This is a genomic window from Arthrobacter sp. UYCu723 (assembly GCF_054059215.1).
The window spans coordinates 4,521,574-4,538,824 of the sequence record NZ_JBSSBW010000001.1; the positions used below are offsets into that span (position 1 = coordinate 4,521,574).

Here is a 17,251-nt window from a genome sequence, read left to right on the forward strand (position 1 = left end):
CTCAGGCCGTTCACACTGTGGACCTCGCCTGGTCACACTGTGGGACCGGATAGGCCACACTGTGGACACCGACTACCGTTTACCTGGCAGGGCATTCTGTAACCTGCCCGAAACAAAGCGGACACTATGGGGAAATCCCGTGTCCTTAGGGTGGTAACAGTTGCTGGCGGCATAGGAGCGGGGCGAACTTTACGTTTTCCCCGCTGTCGGACTGCGCTGGACCACATGGCCTGACGGCCAGATATTTCACATGCATAAGGAGCATAGATGTTCAAGACTGCGGACGAAGTCCTCAAGTTCATCAAAGACGAAGACGTGAAATTCGTCGATATCCGCTTCACCGACCTCCCTGGCGTTCAGCAGCACTTCAACGTGCCCGCCAAGAGCGTTGACGCGGACTTCTTCGTCAACGGCCAGCTTTTCGACGGATCGTCCATCCGCGGCTTCCAGGGCATCGCCGAGTCGGACATGCAGCTCATCCCGGACGTCACGACGGCGTTCCTCGACACGTTCCGCCTGGAGAAGACCCTCGCGTTGAACTTCTCGATCGTGAACCCGCGCACCGGCGACCCGTACCACCGTGATCCCCGGGGCGTGGCCGAGAAGGCTGAGGCCTACCTGGCTTCCACCGGCATCGCAGACACCGCTTTCTTTGCGCCGGAGGCAGAGTTTTTCGTCTTCGACAACGTGCAGTACCAGTCCTCCCCGCAGGGCAGCTTCTACAAGATCGATTCCGAGGAAGCCCACTGGAACACGGGCCGCGAGGAAGAGGGCGGAAACCTCGGCTACAAGACGCCGATCAAGGGCGGCTACTTCCCGGTCTCCCCGACCGACAAGCAGGCTGACCTCCGCGATGCCATGTGCATCGCCCTCGATGAAGCAGGCCTTGAGGTCGAGCGCAGCCACCACGAGGTCGGGTCCGCCGGCCAGGCCGAGATCAACTACAAGTTCACCACCCTGACCCACGCGGCTGATGACCTGCAGAAGTTCAAGTACGTCATCAAGAACACCGCCGACGCCTGGGGCAAGTCGGTCACCTTCATGCCGAAGCCGGTCTTCGGCGACAACGGCTCGGGCATGCACTGCCACCAGTCGCTGTGGAACGGTGGCGAGCCGCTGTTCTACGACGAAAAGGGCTACGCCGGGCTTTCCGACATGGCCCGCTGGTACATCGGCGGCCTGCTGAAGCACTCCTCGGCTGTCCTCGCCTTCACCAACCCGACGGTGAACTCCTACCGCCGCCTGGTCAAGGGCTTCGAAGCGCCGGTCAACATGGTCTACTCGCAGGGCAACCGCTCCGCCGGTATCCGTATCCCGATCACGGGTTCCAACCCGAAGGCCAAGCGCATCGAGTTCCGCGCCCCGGACCCCTCCTCGAACCCGTACCTGGCCTTCGCGGCCCAGCTGATGGCCGGCATTGACGGCATCCGCAACCGCATTGAGCCGCCCGCTCCGATCGACAAGGACCTTTACGAGCTCCCCGCCGAGGAAGCCAAGGACATCCCCAAGGCTCCCGGCACGCTCGAGGAGGCCCTGGATGCCCTCACCGAGGACAACGAGTTCCTGCAGGCCGGCGGCGTCTTCACGCAGGACCTGATCGACACCTGGATCGAGTACAAGTACGAGAACGAGATCCGTCCGCTCTCGCTGCGCCCGAACCCGTACGAGTTCGAGCTGTACTACGGCGTCTAGAACTACGGCGTCTAGCTAGATCGCAGGGCTGACAGGGTTCAGTCCGCAGAGAGTCCGCACGCGCTGCCAGCACTTCCGCAACGGCAGCCCGTGCGGACTCTTCTTTGTCTGGCCACAGAACGGACCCAGGAACTCACTGGAACCGGCGTCCTACAAATCAGTCCTTATTCAGCTCGGTCAACTCGGCGCCGTCGAAGAACTTTCCCGCGCTGTAAACCATAGGGGACTTGGCGCTGACATCGGCGTGACGGACCCGGCAGATGAACACCGTGTGCGTCTTGGCCTGGAACCGTTCGCGGATCTCGGCTTCCAGCATCGCCGAAGAACCGTCAATAAGGGGCGAACCGTGGGGTCCCTCGTGCCAGCCGATGGTGGCGAACTTGTCCTCAGCCTTGGATGCGAATACCGAGACCACGCCGCGCTGTTCGTTGCTGAGGATGTTCACTCCCAAATGCGTGCTGGCGAACAGGGCCGGGTAAGTGGACGAAGTGCGCTGCACACACGCCATGATGAGTGGCGGGTCCAACGAAATCGATGAATACGCGTTGACAGCCAGGCCGCGCGGCGGCTGGGGTAAGCCCGGCCGATGCCGTCATGGCGGCAACCCTCGTACCGGCCCGCGTACTGGGCCTGGAAACTGACATCGGAAGCCTCCGGGCTGGAACGCGCGCCGACATCATCGCCGTTGACCCACGCTTCGAACTCGCGACCGTCCTGCGCGGCGGGCGGATTCTGGACTCCCCCGCCTGATCCCGGCACCGGTGCCACCCCGCAGGGCGGCACCGGGCTCAGACGGCGGCTGCTCCCGCCCGCACCCTGACCGGTCCCGTCCCGCGGACGGAGCCCGTCCGGGCGGCGTCGAGCCGCTCTGCCGCAGCCTCATCGGCGACCACTGTCACATGCCTGTGCAGCTGCAGCACTGAAGCCGGGCACTCCGGCGAAACGGGACCGGTGAGCGCCTCGCTCAGGATGTCCACCTTGTCCGCCCCGTTGACCACCAGGAGCAACTGCCGGGCTTCAAGGATCGTCCCGAGGCCCTGGGTGATGCAGCGCTCCGGTACGTCACCGGGGCTGTCGAAGTACCGAGAATTCGCCTGGCGTGTACGCTCGGTCAACACTTCCACCCGCGTACGGGAGTCCAGGGCTGAGCCCGGTTCGTTGAAGGCCAGATGCCCGTTATGTCCAATCCCCAGGATTTGTACGTCGATCCCGCCGGCCCGGGCTATCGCGCGCTCGTAGTCCCGCGCCGCGTCTTCAGGATTCTCCGCACCGCCATCGGGGACGAAGACTTTTGCCGGGTCGAGGCTTAGCCGTTCCGTCACTTCGCGGCGCAGCACTTCGGCGCAGCTCTGCGGATGGCCTGCCGGCAGCCCGACATACTCATCCAGCGCGAAACCTCGGACACCGGACATGCCCAGGCCGTGGCCGGCCAGGGCCGAGTACACGGGCAGGGGTGAGCCTCCCGTAGCTAAGCCGAGGACGGCGTCGGGTCGGCTGCGAATAACGGCGGCCAGGATGCCGGCGGCAACTGCTCCGGTTCCCTCGGCGTTGGGCACGACAAAAATTTCCATCACACAGTCGCTTTCTAGGGTGGTTCGGGCTGATGCGTGGGCGGTTCGGCCCGCGGGTCGTCTACTGGGCCGCGACGTCCTTGAGTTTCAGGCGGATACCGTCGAAGTGGCGTTGGAGGCGCTCGGAGGCCAGGGTCTTGTCCTTGTCAGCCACGGCCTGGTAGATCTCCCGGTGGACCCGGGCCTGCTCCCCCAGATCGACCGGGCCTGAGCCGAGAGCCTGATGGATCTGGCGGTAGACCTTCCAGAAGACATCCATGAGATTGATGAGCAGCTTGTTATTCAGGGGCGCATAGAGCCTGCGGTGGAATTCCGCGTCCAGTTCCGCCAGGGGTTGCCCCGCTTCCGCGGCCGCTTCCATCTGTTCCATGGTGCCGCGGAGATCGCCGAGTTGTTCTTTGGTCATGAGGTCGATGGCTGATCCGATGAGGCCGGATTCCAGTGCCTGACGCACGTCAATCAGCTCCATGGCCTCTTCACCCCGGTGCTGGAGTGACAGCCGGCCGCGGAAGGCCAGCCCGTCGGTGAGTGCGCTGAAGTTGTTGGGTGCCACGAACATTCCAAAACCATGCCGGATCTCGATCACACCAAGCGCCTGAAGTACCTTCAGCGACTCCCGCACGGTGTTGCGCCCAACACCCAGCACGGCCGAAAGCTCACTCTCGGTGGGCAGCGCGTCCCCAACGTCCAGACCTTGTTCCAGGATGAGGTCCATAATGCGCGTTTGCAGGGCGTGGGACCTGATTTGAGCGCTGAAACGGGCCGGAGACAATACCCGGGACTCTATGCTCACGTGACTCTCCTTCTGGCCGCGGCCGTGATCGACCATTCCTATCCCAGCCTACAGGAGATGGGACGTCCAATGTCTCATTTTCCTCGTGAGCCGTCAAGAAAATTTTTCCCCTCGCGGATATTCGCCAACCACCAGGGTGGCGGGACCCGACGCCCGGATCCAGCCACCCGGATGTGTCTTTAGGGCTCCTGGCCCTTCGGAGTGACCTGGAGCCGGTCGAAGGTAACCTGCTGTCCGCGTGAATCGAGGACCACCACGTCATCACGGCCATTCTTCACGTCGTCCGGCAGAATGAATTCAACGGTGCCGTTCCGTCCCGGGAAGATCCAGCCGAGCCGGTACAGGCTCTTGTTGAGGTAGACGTAATACCACTGGCCGTGCTCGAGGTTTCGGAGCGATACTTTCTGACCCGTCCGGTACTTTGCTTCGGTGCCCAAGTCTGCCGGGGCAGTCAGGCCGCCGAGATCCTGCGTCCGGAGGTCGGGCATGACCTCGGGCTGCGCCGGCTGGGCGGGCAGGACCAGCGTCTCCCGGGTGACCTCCAGTTCAACGCTCTTTGACCCGTTTCTGGCCGTCACGGCGAGGGCCGCGGCGGTCACTTCCCCCGCGGCAACATCAGCGGCAGTCAGGATGTAGTCCTGGTTCCGGGTTGCGGTTGCGCCGGCGGCAAACACTGGTTCGGCGATACCAATGTCCGGCGCCTCCAGCCCGGACAGCTCGACGTTTCCGGCGTTCCCCAGCGTGTAGGTGAAAGTGACTTTCTCTCCGGCAGTGGCGTAGCCGTCGTCGTTCGAATCGTCCCACGCGGCCGTGGCCGTACCTTCAAGCAGCGCGTTCCTGGCCACCAGGTCCACTTCCCCGCCGTCTACTTCGACCACCCTCGGGCTCTGTCCGGGTGCCGTCAGCGTCCACGAGGTCAGCGGGACGAAGAAGCCCTGGTCCAGTTCGGCCTGGGTCGCGGTGTGCCGCGGGGTATTGCAGCTGTATTTCCCTGCGGGCGCCAGGTTGCGCCAACGGCAGTTGCCAGCGCCGTCAGGAACCAGCGGCGAAAAGTTCCCCGCGGTCGGCGTGACGGTGGTGGTGAGCGGACCGCTGTTCGCGACGGTGAAGAGGTAGGGCACCTGGTCGCCGGCAGCGTAGGGCTGCAGCGTCAGGTCCCTGCCGGCATCGTTGCGCTGACCGGCGATGTGGGCCACGGACAGCCCGTCGCGCAGGGCAATATTGGAGCCGTTGAAGACTGCCGTTTGAGTCAGGGACGGCGTAGCGGAGGCTGTCACCGTGAACGTCGCCTGGGGCGTGAAGTAGCCGCGTGAGATGTCCTCTGCCGTCAAGGTGTGCCTGGCCGTGGTGCAGCTATAGGTGGAGCCGGCGGGGAGGTTTGCGGCCGTATGGTTTTGTGAGACAGCTTGTTAGGAGCCCTTTCTCGCATGACCGATCGTAAGAAGTACACGCAGCAGTTCAAGGACGAAGCCGTTGAGCTGGTGATCTCCTCGGGCCGTCCGATCGCACAGGTGTGCCTCGATATAGGCGTCCTGGAAGGCACGCTGGGGAACTGGGTGCGCAAGTACCGGGAGGATCATCCGGAACGGTTCACCGCTGGCGAGGAGAAGGCGCCGGTGTCCTGGGAAGAGCACCAGAAGGCGCTGGCTGAGATTGCCAAGCTGAAGCAGGACGTCGATTTTTTGGGAAAAGTCAGCGCCTTCTTTGCAGCGAAGCAACGGTAGAGGATTTCTACGAGTTCATCGAAGCAGAGAAGGCGAACCACCCGATCGTCTGGTTGTGCCGGGCCCTGAAGGTCTCCCGGGCCTCGTTCTACCGGTGGCGCAGCCCCGAGGGCCCGTCTCCGCGGGCCCTCCGGCACCAGCGCCTGGTTGCCGAGGTGACTGACCTGTTCGAGCAGGAAAAGGGCCGTGCCGGCCGTGACCAGCTGACCCTGATGCTCAATGCCAAGGGCGTGCAGGTCGCCGCTCCGACGGTCGGGGCGATCATGCGCGAGCAGGGCCTGCGGGCCGTACGCACCAGGGCGTGGAAGCAGACCACCGTGCAGGACCCACAGGCGAAGACCGCGCACATCCGCAATCACATGCTCGACCAAAAGGGGAAGCGGGACTTCACCTCCTTGGTGCCCGGGACCCGGCTCTGCGGGGACATCACGTATCTGCGCACCGGCGAGGGCTGGCTCTACCTGGCCACCGTGATCGACCTGTGCACGGGCATGGTCATCGGCTGGGCCATGGCCGATCACATGCGCGCCAGGCTGTGTACCGACGCGCTGGGAATGGCCCGTGACCACGGGTACTTCGCCGGGGGAACAGTCGTTTTTCATTCAGATCGCGGCTCCCAATACACCTCTGACGAATTCCAGAAATGGTGTGGAGGGAACCGTGTTACCCAGTCCATGGGAGCCGTCGGGGTGTGCTGGGACAACGCTGTCGCCGAAAATTTCTTCTCGCATCTGAAGACCGAGATGTACCACCAGCACACCTTCGGCAGCAGGCTTGCCGCGAGGACCGCTGTCATGGAATACATCGAGGGCTGGTACAACCGCCGTCGGCCAAACCGAAGGGCCGGCGGCATCCCTCCGACAGCGGCCCTTGCTACCCATCAAACCTGCGACCCGGAAACCCTGGCCGCGTAACCCGAATCAACTACGAAACTGTCTCAAAAACTTGACGACCGCAGTTGTTGTAGCGGCAGTTCGGTGCGGTCGGCGGGAGGTAACCGGTTTCGAAGCTGCCCCCGGTGGGGACGGCGTTCGAGGTCACGCTGCCCGTGTTGCGGATCATGAACGAATACGCCATCACCTCACCGGCGCTGTACGGCGAGCTGATGACATCGCGGTCCGGGGCTGTGCCTGTGATGCTGAGCCCGAGCTGCTGGGCCTGGGGCGCCGTCGCGACGAAGGTATACTGGGCAACTTTACCGTCAGCGGCAGTGAACGCTGCGTTGAGATTCTGTGCGCGGCGGCCCCTGCCGGGGCGGTCAGGTTCACGCTGACCGTCGCGGAAGCGCCGGGAGCGACGTCGGGCACCGGCACGGTGGTTGCGGACCACCCCGCGGGGGTGAAGATTGTCGCGGATCCGCCGGAGAGCACGGTGCCTTCCTGGTTCGTCACCGTCACGGCGAGGGCTTTGCTCGCGCCGGGAGTCACGGCCTGTGCGTCCTCGCTGACAGGTGCACAGAGGTAGTTGAGCCACTCATCGTTGAACTTCGCGAAGGGCATGTTGTCGGTGTAGTTGGCCTCGTACAGCACACCGAACTGCCCGCTCTCCAACCGGGTGAGCGTGGAATAGGCGGAGAAACCCGAGCGGATGGTGCGGACACCCGGCCACGTTGCCCCGTCGTCGCAGGAGACCCTGGCGGATAGGTTTTCGCGGCCGGACTTGGAATTGGCGTTCGTGAAGATCAGCTTTCTGGCTTCCGCAGATGCCGCAGGAGCATCGGGGAACATCCGGGCGATCGAGCCGTTGTTTGCCGGGTCCGGAAGTTCAGTGTCCTGGGCGACCTGACCGTAGGTGGCACCGCCGTCGTTGGAGATGGCAACTTTTCGATACCCGCCGTTGGCACTGTCGCGGGAGTCGAGCATGACCCGGCCGTCCGAAAGCTCGACCGTCTTGTTCTCATCCATCCCGGTGCCCACGGGAGTGCCCTTCTGCCACGTCGCGCCATGGTCGTCCGAGAAGACACTGTAGGCCTGGAAGGCCTGTGTGCCGCTGGTTTGCAGGACCTGGCCCGAGTATTGCTGGATGAGACGTCCCTTGTGGATCCCGTACTTCAGTTGGATCCCCTCCCCCGAGGCCGCGAAGTTGGCCCGGACGTCCCCCGGCTGAGGGTCCGTCCGACTCGTTCCGGGCTTGGTCACATTGGTGATGAGCCGCGGGGAACTCCAGGTCTGCCCGCCATCGCCCGATTCCACAACCGCCGAGGAGATCACCGAGCGGTCGGCGTCGTCGTTTCCAAAGGCGCTGCCTCCGAAACCCTGGTCCTTTGAATAGACGAAGAAGGCGAACACTTTTCCGGCTTCGGCGTCATAAACGTAGGAAGGATCGCTGTAACCAAACTTCGGGCCAGTCGCATCGCCAACATGCCCTGCGGCAATCACCTGAAGCGGACCCCACGTCCGCCCCCCATAGAGGAAACCGCACCTTGGGCCCCGTACGACTGGTGCGTCATGAGCGACATGTGCCTGGTGCTTTGCGGGTTATGGGCAATGGTGCAGGACTCGGCATCCACATCGAAGGTGAAGGACGCTGCCGCACGATGGCCATCAGGCCAGGCGATTGGATGGGCGGTGTCAGGGAAAGCGGGCAAGTCCATGGTGTTCATCTCCTGGCTAGAGGCCGACTGGGGCGGTTGTGGTGGCGGAGACGTCGGTCACGCGAGGCAGGGCTGATACTGAGGTCGCCTCGCCGGCGCTTGGCGAGTGCAGGAACTTTCGGTGGAAACGCGGCCCCATGAGGGCATAGGCTCCGGCGCTGGCCACTCCCCCGGCGAGCCAGGACAAATCCCACCCGCCCAGGGCGACGGCGATAGGTCCCTGCATCGCAGGTACGAGCCCGTACATGAACAGCCAGGTCGCGAAGATGCCGATGATCAGGGAGGCGATGCCTGCCGGATTCACGCCTGGCAGGCGCTTGGTGCCGACCGCGTCGAAAAGCCTGGATGGGTTGCCGGGCCAGCGCTTCTCGATTCAGAAGTAGTGGACCAGCATGACTCCGCCCCAGGCGGCCACCCAGGCGACCAGCCCAATCAGTCATGCATCCAGTACGGAGGCGAAATCGTCCTGGAAGATAGAGAAGATCACGGCTGCAAGGGAGAGGACGCCGACGAACAGGTTCAACATGCGCCTGCTGATGGAGATGTCCAGTGCCTGTGTGGCTACGGAAAAGGTGTAGATGTTCAGGATGTTGGTGGCGATCGGTCCGTGCAGGACCATTAAGAGCACCGGAAGCGCCATGACACCGAAGTTCTGAACTATAAGCTTTCCGGGGTCGATCTCGCCGCTGTTGGTGGCCAGGCTGGCGCCCAGGATACCCAGCCAGACGACGGGGATGAACTGGCCCAGGACCGAGGCGAAGTAGACCTTTCGCTTGGGCACTTCGGTGCTGACGAAGCGGGAGTGGTCGGCGGAAGCTCCCTGGTCGCTGTCCGAAGCCAAGCTCACCCTGGAATTGGCGGACTCCCCGGGCGATCCCGGCCGGGAACCGGCGGTGCGCACCATCCCGTCGTCGACGCGGAGGCATTTGCAGTGGAACGTCTCGCCGTTCAATCTCTGGACCCCGATCAACGACGGATCTTCGTGGGCCAGCAACTGGGAGCGCTCCTGGATCATGATGAGCAACGCAATTCGCGGCTACTCGATACGCTGGCAATGTGGATGGAATGCGGATGCAACACCGCATACGCGGCCAGAGAGCTCCATGTGGAGCGGCAGTCGATGCACCAACGGCTGCGGCGGATCTTCGAACTGTGCGACGGTGACCCCCGGAGTACGGGCCGGCTGGCAGCATTGCATCTGGCCACCCGGCTTGCCAGACTCGCCTGAGCCCTAGCCTTGGCCCGCTTATTCTGAGCTCCCGGGCGGACGTCCGCCCAGACGGGTGGTGACCAGGTGCGCAGCAGCGGCGCATGCCTCGCCCAGACCCTGCAGTCGCTCGCGGGAAACTCGAAACCGGGGGGCCGGGATGAGGACGGCGGCTACGATATCGCCGCGGTGGTCATGGACGGGCGCGGCCACGCCGACTTCGTCGATGGAGGATTCACCGTAGTTGATAGCCCAACCTCGGCGGATTGCGTCGCCGAGTTTGATCTGGTAGCCGTCCAGGCTGGCATCATCCAGCCCCGGATAGGTGATGGCTCCGCTGCGGAGCAGGGCGCGGACACGCTCGGCGGGTTCGGCGGAAAGGAAGACCTGAACGGACGCGCTCATAGCGTCCTTGTACCGGGCTCCCAGCGGGGTGGTGTGTTGATCTGCTGGTGGCTGGCGATCTGTTCCACGCACATTGATTCGGTGCCGTTCCACACCATGAGGGCGCTGGTTTCGCCGGTCTGTTCGGTGAGTTCCCGCAGGACCGGGTATGCCACGCGCCGTTCCTCGAGTTCCGCGAGCAACGGGCCGGCAACCGCGATCAGCCCTAGGCCCAGGCGGAAACGGCGCGTTTCCGGGTCCCGTTCCACGAGGTGTTCCTGTTCGAAGGTGGAAAGGATCCGGGAAACGGTACTTTTGTGCAGGCCGACACGGTTGGCGATCTCGGTGACTCCGAGCAGTGGTTCATCGGCGGTGAACGTCCGCAGGACGGCGATGGCGTTGACGATGACGGAGGTGCCTTTGGTGTCGCCGTTTCCGTTGGTGTCGGGAGATTCTGCTGGGGTCATGGTGTCTACCATCATTCCGTATGAGGGCCGAAAAGCGGCGCCACGTTGACCGTGGCGCCGCTTCTCTGTCCGTCCCTTTCAGGGGGCGTGGGCCGGTCAGGCGCCCACGATGTTGTATTCGGGGCCGAAGGGGAACTTCGTGATGTTCTCGGCTCCGTCCTCACCGACCACCAGGATGTCGTGCTCACGGTAGCCGCCGGCGCCCGGCTGGCCGTCCAGGACGGTGATCATCGGCTCCATGGAGACCACCATGCCCGGTTCCAGCACGGTGTCGATGTCCTCGCGGAGCTCGAGTCCGGCTTCCCGGCCGTAGTAGTGGCTGAGGACGCCGAAGGAGTGTCCGTAGCCGAAGGTCCGGTTGGCCAGCAGCCCGTGGCCCACATAGATCTCGTTCAGTTCGGCGGCGATGTCCTTGCAGACAGCTCCCGGCTTGATGAGTTCGAGGCCGCGTTTGTGGACTTCCACGTTGATGTTCCACAGCTCCAGGGAGCGGGCGTCGGGTTCGCCGTAGAACAGGGTGCGTTCCAGGGCGGTGTAGTAGCCGGAGGTCATGGGGAAGCAGTTCAGGGACAGGATGTCGTGTTCCTGGATCTTGCGGGTGGTAGCCCAGTTGTGGGCGCCGTCGGTATTGATGCCGGATTGGAACCAGACCCAGGTGTCCCGGATTTCCGAGTCCGGGAAGGTCCTAGCGATTTCGTGGACCATGGCTTCGGTACCGATCAGGGCGACCTCGTATTCGGTGATCCCGGCGGTGATGGCGTTGCGGATGGCTTCTCCGCCCAGGTCGCCGATGCGGGCACCGTGCTTGATGACCTCGATCTCTTCGGCCGACTTGATCATCCGCTGGCGCATGGCTGCCTGGGCGACGTCCACCAGGGTGGCCGATTCGAAGGCCGCCTGGATCTTGTTCCGGTTGTCCAGCGGCAGTGAGTCGTCTTCGACGCCCAGCCGGCGGACGGAAATGCCCCGCGTGCGCAGGGCCTCCTGGATGGCGAAGATGTAGTTGTCCCGGCGCCAGTCCGTGTAGACGACATTGTCGCCGTAGCTGCGGCGCCACGGCATGCCGGCGTCGATGTTGGCGGTGACGGTCACGGTGTCGTCTTTGGTGACCACCATGGCGTAGAAGCGGCCGAAGTAGGTGAAGAGGAAGTCGGAGTAGTACTTGATGGAGTGGTAGCTGGTCAGGACGACAGCGTCCAGGTTCTTCTCGGCCATGATCCGGCGGAGGCCGGCGAGCCGGCGCTCAAATTCGGCGGTGGAGAACGTCAGCTTTTCCTTCTGGCCATTGTGCAGGACCTTCAGGCGCTCCAGTTCGGCGATGGACGTGGCGTTCTCGGATGCTGTGGTGGTCATTGTGGTGATGCCTTTCTTTGGTGCGGTTCCGTAGATGAAGAATTTTGGAGCAGGCCGGACTATTCGTGGCGGAGCGGTTCTTTACAGGTTTCGCGGGAGAGTGCGACGGCGATCAGGGAGATGATCGCTGCGCCGACGAGGTACCAGGCCGGAGCCAGATCGTTGGCAGTGGCGGCGATCAGCAGGGTGGCCATGAACGGAGCCGTGCCGCCGAAGAGCGCGTTGGAGAGGTTGAAGCTGACCGCGAAGCCGCTGTAGCGGACGCGGGTTGGAAACATTTCCGCCAGGAAGCTCGGCAGTGTGCCGTCATTGAGGGTGAGCATGGCGCCCAGCAGGATCTGGACGAGGACGATCACCAGGAAGTTCCCGGTGCCCAGCAGCGCGAAGGCGGGCACCGTCAGCACGATGAAGGTGATGGATGCGCTGATGAGCACCTTCTTGCGGCCGTAGCGGTCCGAGAGCATTCCGGTCAGGAAGATGAACCCGATGTACGTCAGCAGGGCGATGGTGGTGGCCAGGAAGGACTCGGTTTCGCCGAGGCCCAGTTCCGAGGACAGGTAGGTCGGCATGTAGCTGAGGATCACGTAGAAGCCGACGGCGTTGAGCAGCACTGCTCCGACGGCCTGCAGCAGCTGCCGCCAGTGTTTCCGGAACAGGCTGGACACGGGTGCCTTGACGGCCTCGCCCTCGGCGGCCAGTTCGCGGAACACCGGGGTGTCCTCCAGCTTGGTGCGGATGTAGCGTCCGATCAGGCCCATCGGGGCGGCCAGCAGGAACGGCAGGCGCCAACCCCAGCTTTGCATTGCCTCGGTGCTGAGCAGGACTGTCAGCAGGCCCGCAATCAGGGAGCCGAGGAGCAGGCCCGCGGCGGTGCTGGCGGGAACGACCGCGGCGTACAGGCCGCGCTTGTTGGCCGGGGCGTACTCCACCAGGAAGGCCGACGCTCCGGCGTATTCACCGGAGGCGGAGAAGCCCTGCGCGACCCTGACGACCAGGAGCAGGATCGGAGCCCAGATGCCGATCGTGTTGTATCCGGGGATCAGTGCGATGCAGAAGGTCGCCCCGGACATGATCAGGATTGACAGGGAGAGTGCGGTCCGCCGGCCGACCTTGTCGCCGATATGGCCCCAGACGAAACCGCCGAGCGGCCGCACCAGGAACGATATTGCGAACAGTGCGAAAGTCAGCAGAAGCCCGGTCTGGGGGTTGGATCCGGGGAAGAAGACCACGGCGATTGTTGCGGCCAGATAGCCGTAAACGGCGTAGTCGAACCATTCGACGAAGTTGCCGATGAAGCTGGCAGCGATGACTCTGCGCCGGGTGTCCTTGCTGATGTCGTCGCCGTTGACGGGTACGGGCTGGCCGCCGAGCGGCGATGACGCCGATGCAGCCATGGAAGTTGTTTCGTTACTCATAGATCCACCAATGATTTTTGGGGTTGCAATGAACGCAACGCTGTTGCACCAGACTAAGAGTGATGCGGACCACAGTCAATGGTTTTTTGGTGGCGGCAGTAAATATCTGTGCTGTGAAAGCTGGGAGAACGACCAAGGCTGGCCGTGAGTCGGGCAGGATGAGCCCGTACCGCCGAAACCATTTCGGGTTGCGATAAGCACAACACCGTTGCAGTACTGTGTTGTCGGAGCTCAGCCCCTGTGCGCGGTCTCGTTGCCGGGAGCTGCCGCAGCGTTGGCCCGAAATCTGCGGCTGATGACGTCCGCATCGAACGGCCGCTGGTTTCCGGCAGGAGGAAAGCGGCCAGCAACGCCGCGGCGGCAATCACCGTGAGGTATGTGGCGGGAGGTGAAACACACAGCTGCCATCGGGACGCGGTACAACCTTTGTGAAAGCTCTCCGGTGCGCGTATTCCTGGCCCAGCTTCCGTTTGCCAAGGTTGAGGACTGCTGGAGGGCGGAAGGAGGTGGCGGGTTGCATTACGATGTCGGCACCACGGTCCAGGACAGGGCCGGACCGCATCACCGCACTCTCCGGCAGTGTGCTGGCAACCGCTCGTACCGTCTCGGCCCGTCTTGGCCATCGGCCCCGCCGGTCCTCAGACAAGCACGCGCTAAAGCACGCTGCGGACGGCCTGCTCAAAACTGGTGACGTGTTCCAGGGCCAGCTGACCGGCGCGGTCCGCATCCCCGTCGGCAATTGCCTCCAGTAATTCCACATGTTCGGTGATGTGCCCCGTTACGGAGGGCACCTTGTCCAGGACCAGGCACCAGATCCGGGTGGCCAGGTTGTCGTAGCGGATCAGGGTGTCTTCCAGGTGGAGATTGCCTGCGGCACGGTAGATCAGCCGATGCACGGTGAGGTCGTAGCGCATGAGCTCGCGCTTGTCATCGGGCTTGGCATCGATGGCGGAGATGGTGCGGGCCACGTTGCGGAGTTCCGCGCGCATGTCTGCGCTGGCGTTGGTAGCGGCGCGGCGGGCCGCCAGTGGTTCCAACAACTCACGGACATCGGAGACGTCGGCAAGTTCGGTGATATCCACGATCGTGGCGAACGTTCCCCGGCGGGAATAGGAGACCACCAGATGGTCGCTCTCCAGACGCTTCAACGCCTCCCGCACGGGAGTGCGGCCAATGCCGAGTTCGGCGGCCAGCTGGCCGTCATTGATCGCCTCGCCCGGCCGGATCTCCAGCATGATGAGCTTGTCCCGCAGATGCCGGTAAGCCCGCTCGGCCAGCGAGAGGTCCGGATTTCCTGAGATGAGCTGATTCTCCAGCGTCAAGGTCATCAGGGCTCCTTATTTCTGGCCCGGTAGGGCATTCGGCTAGGACAAACACTGCTATTGACCTGCTGTGATCTTCAACATATTGTTGCACCACAGCTAATATATCAGTTAGAGATCAATTGTTGATCAGCCCAAGGGCAAACTTTTCGAAGGAGAAAAATGATGCTGGAAGCACTCACAGGTTCCCTCGCCGAGGTGGACGCCGACGTTGCCGCCGCCATAACCGCTGAACTGGAACGCCAGCAGTCCGCCCTGGAGATGATCGCGTCCGAGAATTTCGCCCCGGCTTCGGTGATGGAGGCGCAGGGTTCGGTCCTGACCAACAAGTACGCGGAAGGCTACCCGGGCAAGCGCTACTACGGCGGCTGTGAGCACGTTGACGTTATCGAACAGCTCGCGATCGACCGGGTGAAGGCCCTGTTCGGCGCGGAGGCCGCCAACGTGCAACCGCACTCCGGCGCTCAGGCCAACGCCGCGGCCATGTTTGCCCTCCTGGAACCGGGCGACACGATCATGGGGCTCTCGCTGGCGCACGGCGGCCACCTGACCCACGGCATGCGCCTCAACTTCTCCGGCAAGCTCTACAACGTGGTCCCGTACCATGTGAGCGAGCACAACCACGTGGTGGACATGGCCGAAGTCGAGGCCCTGGCCCTCGAGCACCGCCCCAAGATGATCGTGGCCGGCTGGTCGGCGTACTCCCGGCAGTTGGACTTCGCGGAGTTCCGCCGGATCGCGGATCTGGTGGGCGCCTACCTGATGGTGGACATGGCGCACTTCGCCGGACTCGTCGCCGCCGGGCTGCACCCGAACCCGGTGCCGTATGCCGACGTCGTCACCACCACCACGCACAAGACCCTCGGCGGCCCGCGCGGCGGGGTGATCCTAAGCAGAGAGGAGTATGCGCGCAAGATCAACAGCGCCGTGTTCCCCGGCCAGCAGGGCGGTCCGCTGGAACACGTGATCGCGGCCAAAGCCGTTGCTTTCAAGATCGCCGCCTCGGCCGAGTTCAAGGAACGCCAGGAGCGCACCCTCGAGGGTGCCCGCATTCTCGCGTCAAGGCTCCTGCGCGATGACGTCGCGGGAGCCGGGATCTCCGTGGTCAACGGCGGCACCGATGTGCACCTGGTCCTGGTGGACCTGCGGCACTCGGAGCTGGACGGGCAGCAGGCAGAGGACAGGTTGCACCGGATCGGCATCACCGTGAACCGGAACGCGGTTCCGTTTGACCCCCGCCCGCCCATGGTCTCCTCCGGACTGCGGATCGGCACCCCCGCCCTGGCCACCCGCGGCTTCGGCGCCCCGGAATTCACGGAGGTGGCTGACATCATCGCCTCCGCACTCATTTCACCGGCAACAGACAACGAACTCAGCGACGAAACCGCCGCCGGCCTCCGCAGGCGCGTGGCCTCCCTGGCGGCACGATTCCCTCTGTACCCGCACCTTGGCGGCAAGGCAGCGGCATCCGGGCTTGAGGCAGAACTGATTGGAGCAGCACAATGACCACGGAACAGCTTCCGGAACACCCGGACTTCCTTTGGCGCAACCCCGAGCCCAAGTCATCCTATGACGCCGTGATTGTCGGCGGCGGCGGCCACGGACTGGCCACCGCCTATTACCTGGCCAAAAACCACGGGATGACCAACATCGCCATCCTCGAAAAAGGCTGGCTCGCGGGGGGCAACATGGCCCGGAACACCACCATCATCCGTTCCAACTACCTCTGGGACGAGAGCGCGGCGATCTATGAGCACGCCCTGAAGCTCTGGGAAATCCTGCCGGAGGAACTCGAATACGACTTCCTGTTCAGCCAGCGCGGCGTGATGAACCTGGCCCACACCCTCGGCGACGTCCGCGAAAGCATGCGCCGGGTCGGCGCCAACAAGCTCAATGGCGTGGACGCCGAGTGGCTGGACCCCAAGCAGGTCAAGGAACTCTGCCCGATCCTGAACATCAACGACAACATCCGCTACCCGGTCATGGGTGCCACCTACCAGCCCCGCGCCGGCATCGCCAAGCACGACCACGTCGCGTGGGCCTTCGCCCGTAAATGCGACGAGCTCGGCGTGGATATCATCCAGAACTGCGAAGTGACCGGCTTCCTCAAGGACGGGAACCGCGTAGTGGGTGTCAAGACCAGCCGCGGCACCATCCACACCGAAAAGGTCGGTCTCTGCGCGGCCGGCCACAGCTCGGTCCTCGCCGAAATGGCCGGCTTCCGGCTGCCGATCCAATCCCACCCGCTCCAGGCACTCGTGTCTGAACTGCACGAACCCGTCCACCCCACCGTGGTCATGTCCAACCACGTCCACGTCTACGTCTCCCAGGCACACAAGGGCGAACTGGTCATGGGCGCCGGCGTCGACTCCTACAACGGCTACGGCCAGCGCGGCTCCTTCCACGTCATCGAGCACCAGATGGCAGCCGCCGTCGAACTTTTCCCGATCTTCGCCCGCGCCCATGTGCTCCGGACCTGGGGCGGGATCGTGGACACCACCCTCGACGCCTCCCCCATCGTCGGCACCACCCCGGTGGAGAACATGTTCGTCAACTGCGGCTGGGGAACCGGCGGATTCAAGGGCACCCCGGCGGCCGGAATGACGTTCGCGCACACCATCGCCACCGGAACGCCGCACAAACTCAACCAACCCTTCGCCCTGGAACGCTTCGAAACCGGCGCCCTGATCGACGAACACGGCGCCGCCGCCGTGGCCCACTAGAAAGAGG

At 63.8% G+C, this 17,251-nt stretch carries 13 protein-coding genes and 4 pseudogenes; 6 read left to right on the forward strand and 11 right to left on the reverse strand.

Annotation, left to right across the window (positions count from 1 at the left end; translation table 11 throughout):
- Positions 1 to 267 precede the first annotated feature (267 nt).
- Positions 268 to 1,692 carry a type I glutamate--ammonia ligase gene (glnA, locus tag ACVWZ8_RS21075; RefSeq protein WP_426977096.1) on the forward strand — a complete coding sequence of 475 codons (1,425 nt, stop codon included), beginning with the start codon at positions 268 to 270 and terminating at the stop codon, positions 1,690 to 1,692.
- Positions 1,693 to 1,849: 157 nt separating this feature from the next.
- Here glnA and ACVWZ8_RS21080 read toward each other — a convergent pair whose 3' ends face one another.
- A complete protein-coding gene (locus ACVWZ8_RS21080; protein WP_426979875.1) occupies positions 1,850 to 2,200 on the reverse strand; it encodes a flavin reductase family protein in 351 nt (116 codons plus the stop codon).
- An 86-nt stretch (positions 2,201 to 2,286) separates the two neighbouring features.
- Here ACVWZ8_RS21080 and ACVWZ8_RS21085 point away from each other — a divergent pair, with 86 nt between their 5' ends.
- Entirely contained in the window at positions 2,287 to 2,442 is a 156-nt protein-coding gene (locus ACVWZ8_RS21085) for an amidohydrolase family protein (protein ID WP_456505723.1), read from the forward strand.
- A gap of 38 nt (positions 2,443 to 2,480) precedes the next feature.
- Here the strand turns inward: ACVWZ8_RS21085 and ACVWZ8_RS21090 are convergent, their stop codons facing one another.
- The 3 genes from ACVWZ8_RS21090 to ACVWZ8_RS21100 form a co-directional block, all read right to left on the reverse strand.
- A complete protein-coding gene (locus ACVWZ8_RS21090) occupies positions 2,481 to 3,263 on the reverse strand; it encodes a glucosamine-6-phosphate deaminase (RefSeq protein WP_456505724.1) in 783 nt (260 codons plus the stop codon).
- A 61-nt stretch (positions 3,264 to 3,324) separates the two neighbouring features.
- Positions 3,325 to 4,056, reverse strand: a complete 732-nt coding sequence (locus ACVWZ8_RS21095; protein WP_456505725.1) for a FadR/GntR family transcriptional regulator — start codon at positions 4,054 to 4,056, stop codon at positions 3,325 to 3,327.
- A gap of 179 nt (positions 4,057 to 4,235) precedes the next feature.
- Entirely contained in the window at positions 4,236 to 5,387 is a 1,152-nt protein-coding gene (locus ACVWZ8_RS21100; RefSeq protein WP_456505726.1) for a DUF7507 domain-containing protein, read from the reverse strand.
- A 96-nt stretch (positions 5,388 to 5,483) separates the two neighbouring features.
- Here ACVWZ8_RS21100 and ACVWZ8_RS21105 point away from each other — a divergent pair.
- A protein-coding gene (locus tag ACVWZ8_RS21105; RefSeq protein WP_456505309.1) for an IS3 family transposase occupies positions 5,484 to 6,694 on the forward strand; the annotation gives its coding sequence in 2 pieces (ribosomal slippage) (positions 5,484 to 5,730 and positions 5,730 to 6,694; 1,212 coding nt in all).
- 43 nt (positions 6,695 to 6,737) lie between these two features.
- Here ACVWZ8_RS21105 and ACVWZ8_RS21110 read toward each other — a convergent pair.
- The 3 pseudogenes from ACVWZ8_RS21110 to ACVWZ8_RS21120 all read right to left on the reverse strand — a co-directional run.
- Positions 6,738 to 8,185, reverse strand: a pseudogene (locus tag ACVWZ8_RS21110) (exo-alpha-sialidase); the annotation flags it as partial.
- An 8-nt stretch (positions 8,186 to 8,193) separates the two neighbouring features.
- Positions 8,194 to 8,373: pseudogene (locus ACVWZ8_RS21115) on the reverse strand (polysaccharide deacetylase family protein); the annotation flags it as partial.
- Between the two features lie 16 nt (positions 8,374 to 8,389).
- Positions 8,390 to 9,187 (reverse strand): annotated as a pseudogene (locus ACVWZ8_RS21120) (cytosine permease); the annotation flags it as partial.
- 246 nt (positions 9,188 to 9,433) lie between these two features.
- On the opposite strand from ACVWZ8_RS21120, the gene ACVWZ8_RS21125 reads away from it, so the two are divergent.
- Positions 9,434 to 9,601, forward strand: a complete 168-nt coding sequence (locus ACVWZ8_RS21125) for a helix-turn-helix domain-containing protein (protein ID WP_456505994.1) — start codon at positions 9,434 to 9,436, stop codon at positions 9,599 to 9,601.
- Between the two features lie 18 nt (positions 9,602 to 9,619).
- Here the strand turns inward: ACVWZ8_RS21125 and ACVWZ8_RS21130 are convergent.
- From ACVWZ8_RS21130 to ACVWZ8_RS21145, 4 genes and pseudogenes are all read right to left on the reverse strand, one after another.
- Positions 9,620 to 10,443 (reverse strand): annotated as a pseudogene (locus ACVWZ8_RS21130) (IclR family transcriptional regulator).
- 84 nt (positions 10,444 to 10,527) lie between these two features.
- Positions 10,528 to 11,784 carry an aminopeptidase P family protein gene (locus tag ACVWZ8_RS21135; protein WP_456505727.1) on the reverse strand — a complete coding sequence of 419 codons (1,257 nt, stop codon included), beginning with the start codon at positions 11,782 to 11,784 and terminating at the stop codon, positions 10,528 to 10,530.
- Between the two features lie 59 nt (positions 11,785 to 11,843).
- Positions 11,844 to 13,199 carry an MFS transporter gene (locus ACVWZ8_RS21140; protein ID WP_456505728.1) on the reverse strand — a complete coding sequence of 452 codons (1,356 nt, stop codon included), beginning with the start codon at positions 13,197 to 13,199 and terminating at the stop codon, positions 11,844 to 11,846.
- Positions 13,200 to 13,852: 653 nt separating this feature from the next.
- Positions 13,853 to 14,527: a GntR family transcriptional regulator gene (locus ACVWZ8_RS21145; protein WP_456505729.1), complete on the reverse strand. Its 675-nt coding sequence runs from the start codon at positions 14,525 to 14,527 to the stop codon at positions 13,853 to 13,855.
- Positions 14,528 to 14,686: 159 nt separating this feature from the next.
- Between ACVWZ8_RS21145 and glyA the strand changes: the two genes are divergently transcribed.
- Both glyA and ACVWZ8_RS21155 read left to right on the forward strand, forming a co-directional pair.
- A complete protein-coding gene (gene glyA, locus ACVWZ8_RS21150; protein WP_456505995.1) occupies positions 14,687 to 16,027 on the forward strand; it encodes a serine hydroxymethyltransferase in 1,341 nt (446 codons plus the stop codon).
- On the forward strand, positions 16,024 to 17,244 hold the full coding sequence (locus tag ACVWZ8_RS21155) for a sarcosine oxidase subunit beta family protein (protein WP_456505730.1): 1,221 nt from the start codon (positions 16,024 to 16,026) through the stop codon (positions 17,242 to 17,244). The genes glyA and ACVWZ8_RS21155 overlap by 4 nt, the downstream gene beginning before the upstream one ends.
- Positions 17,245 to 17,251 lie beyond the last annotated feature (7 nt).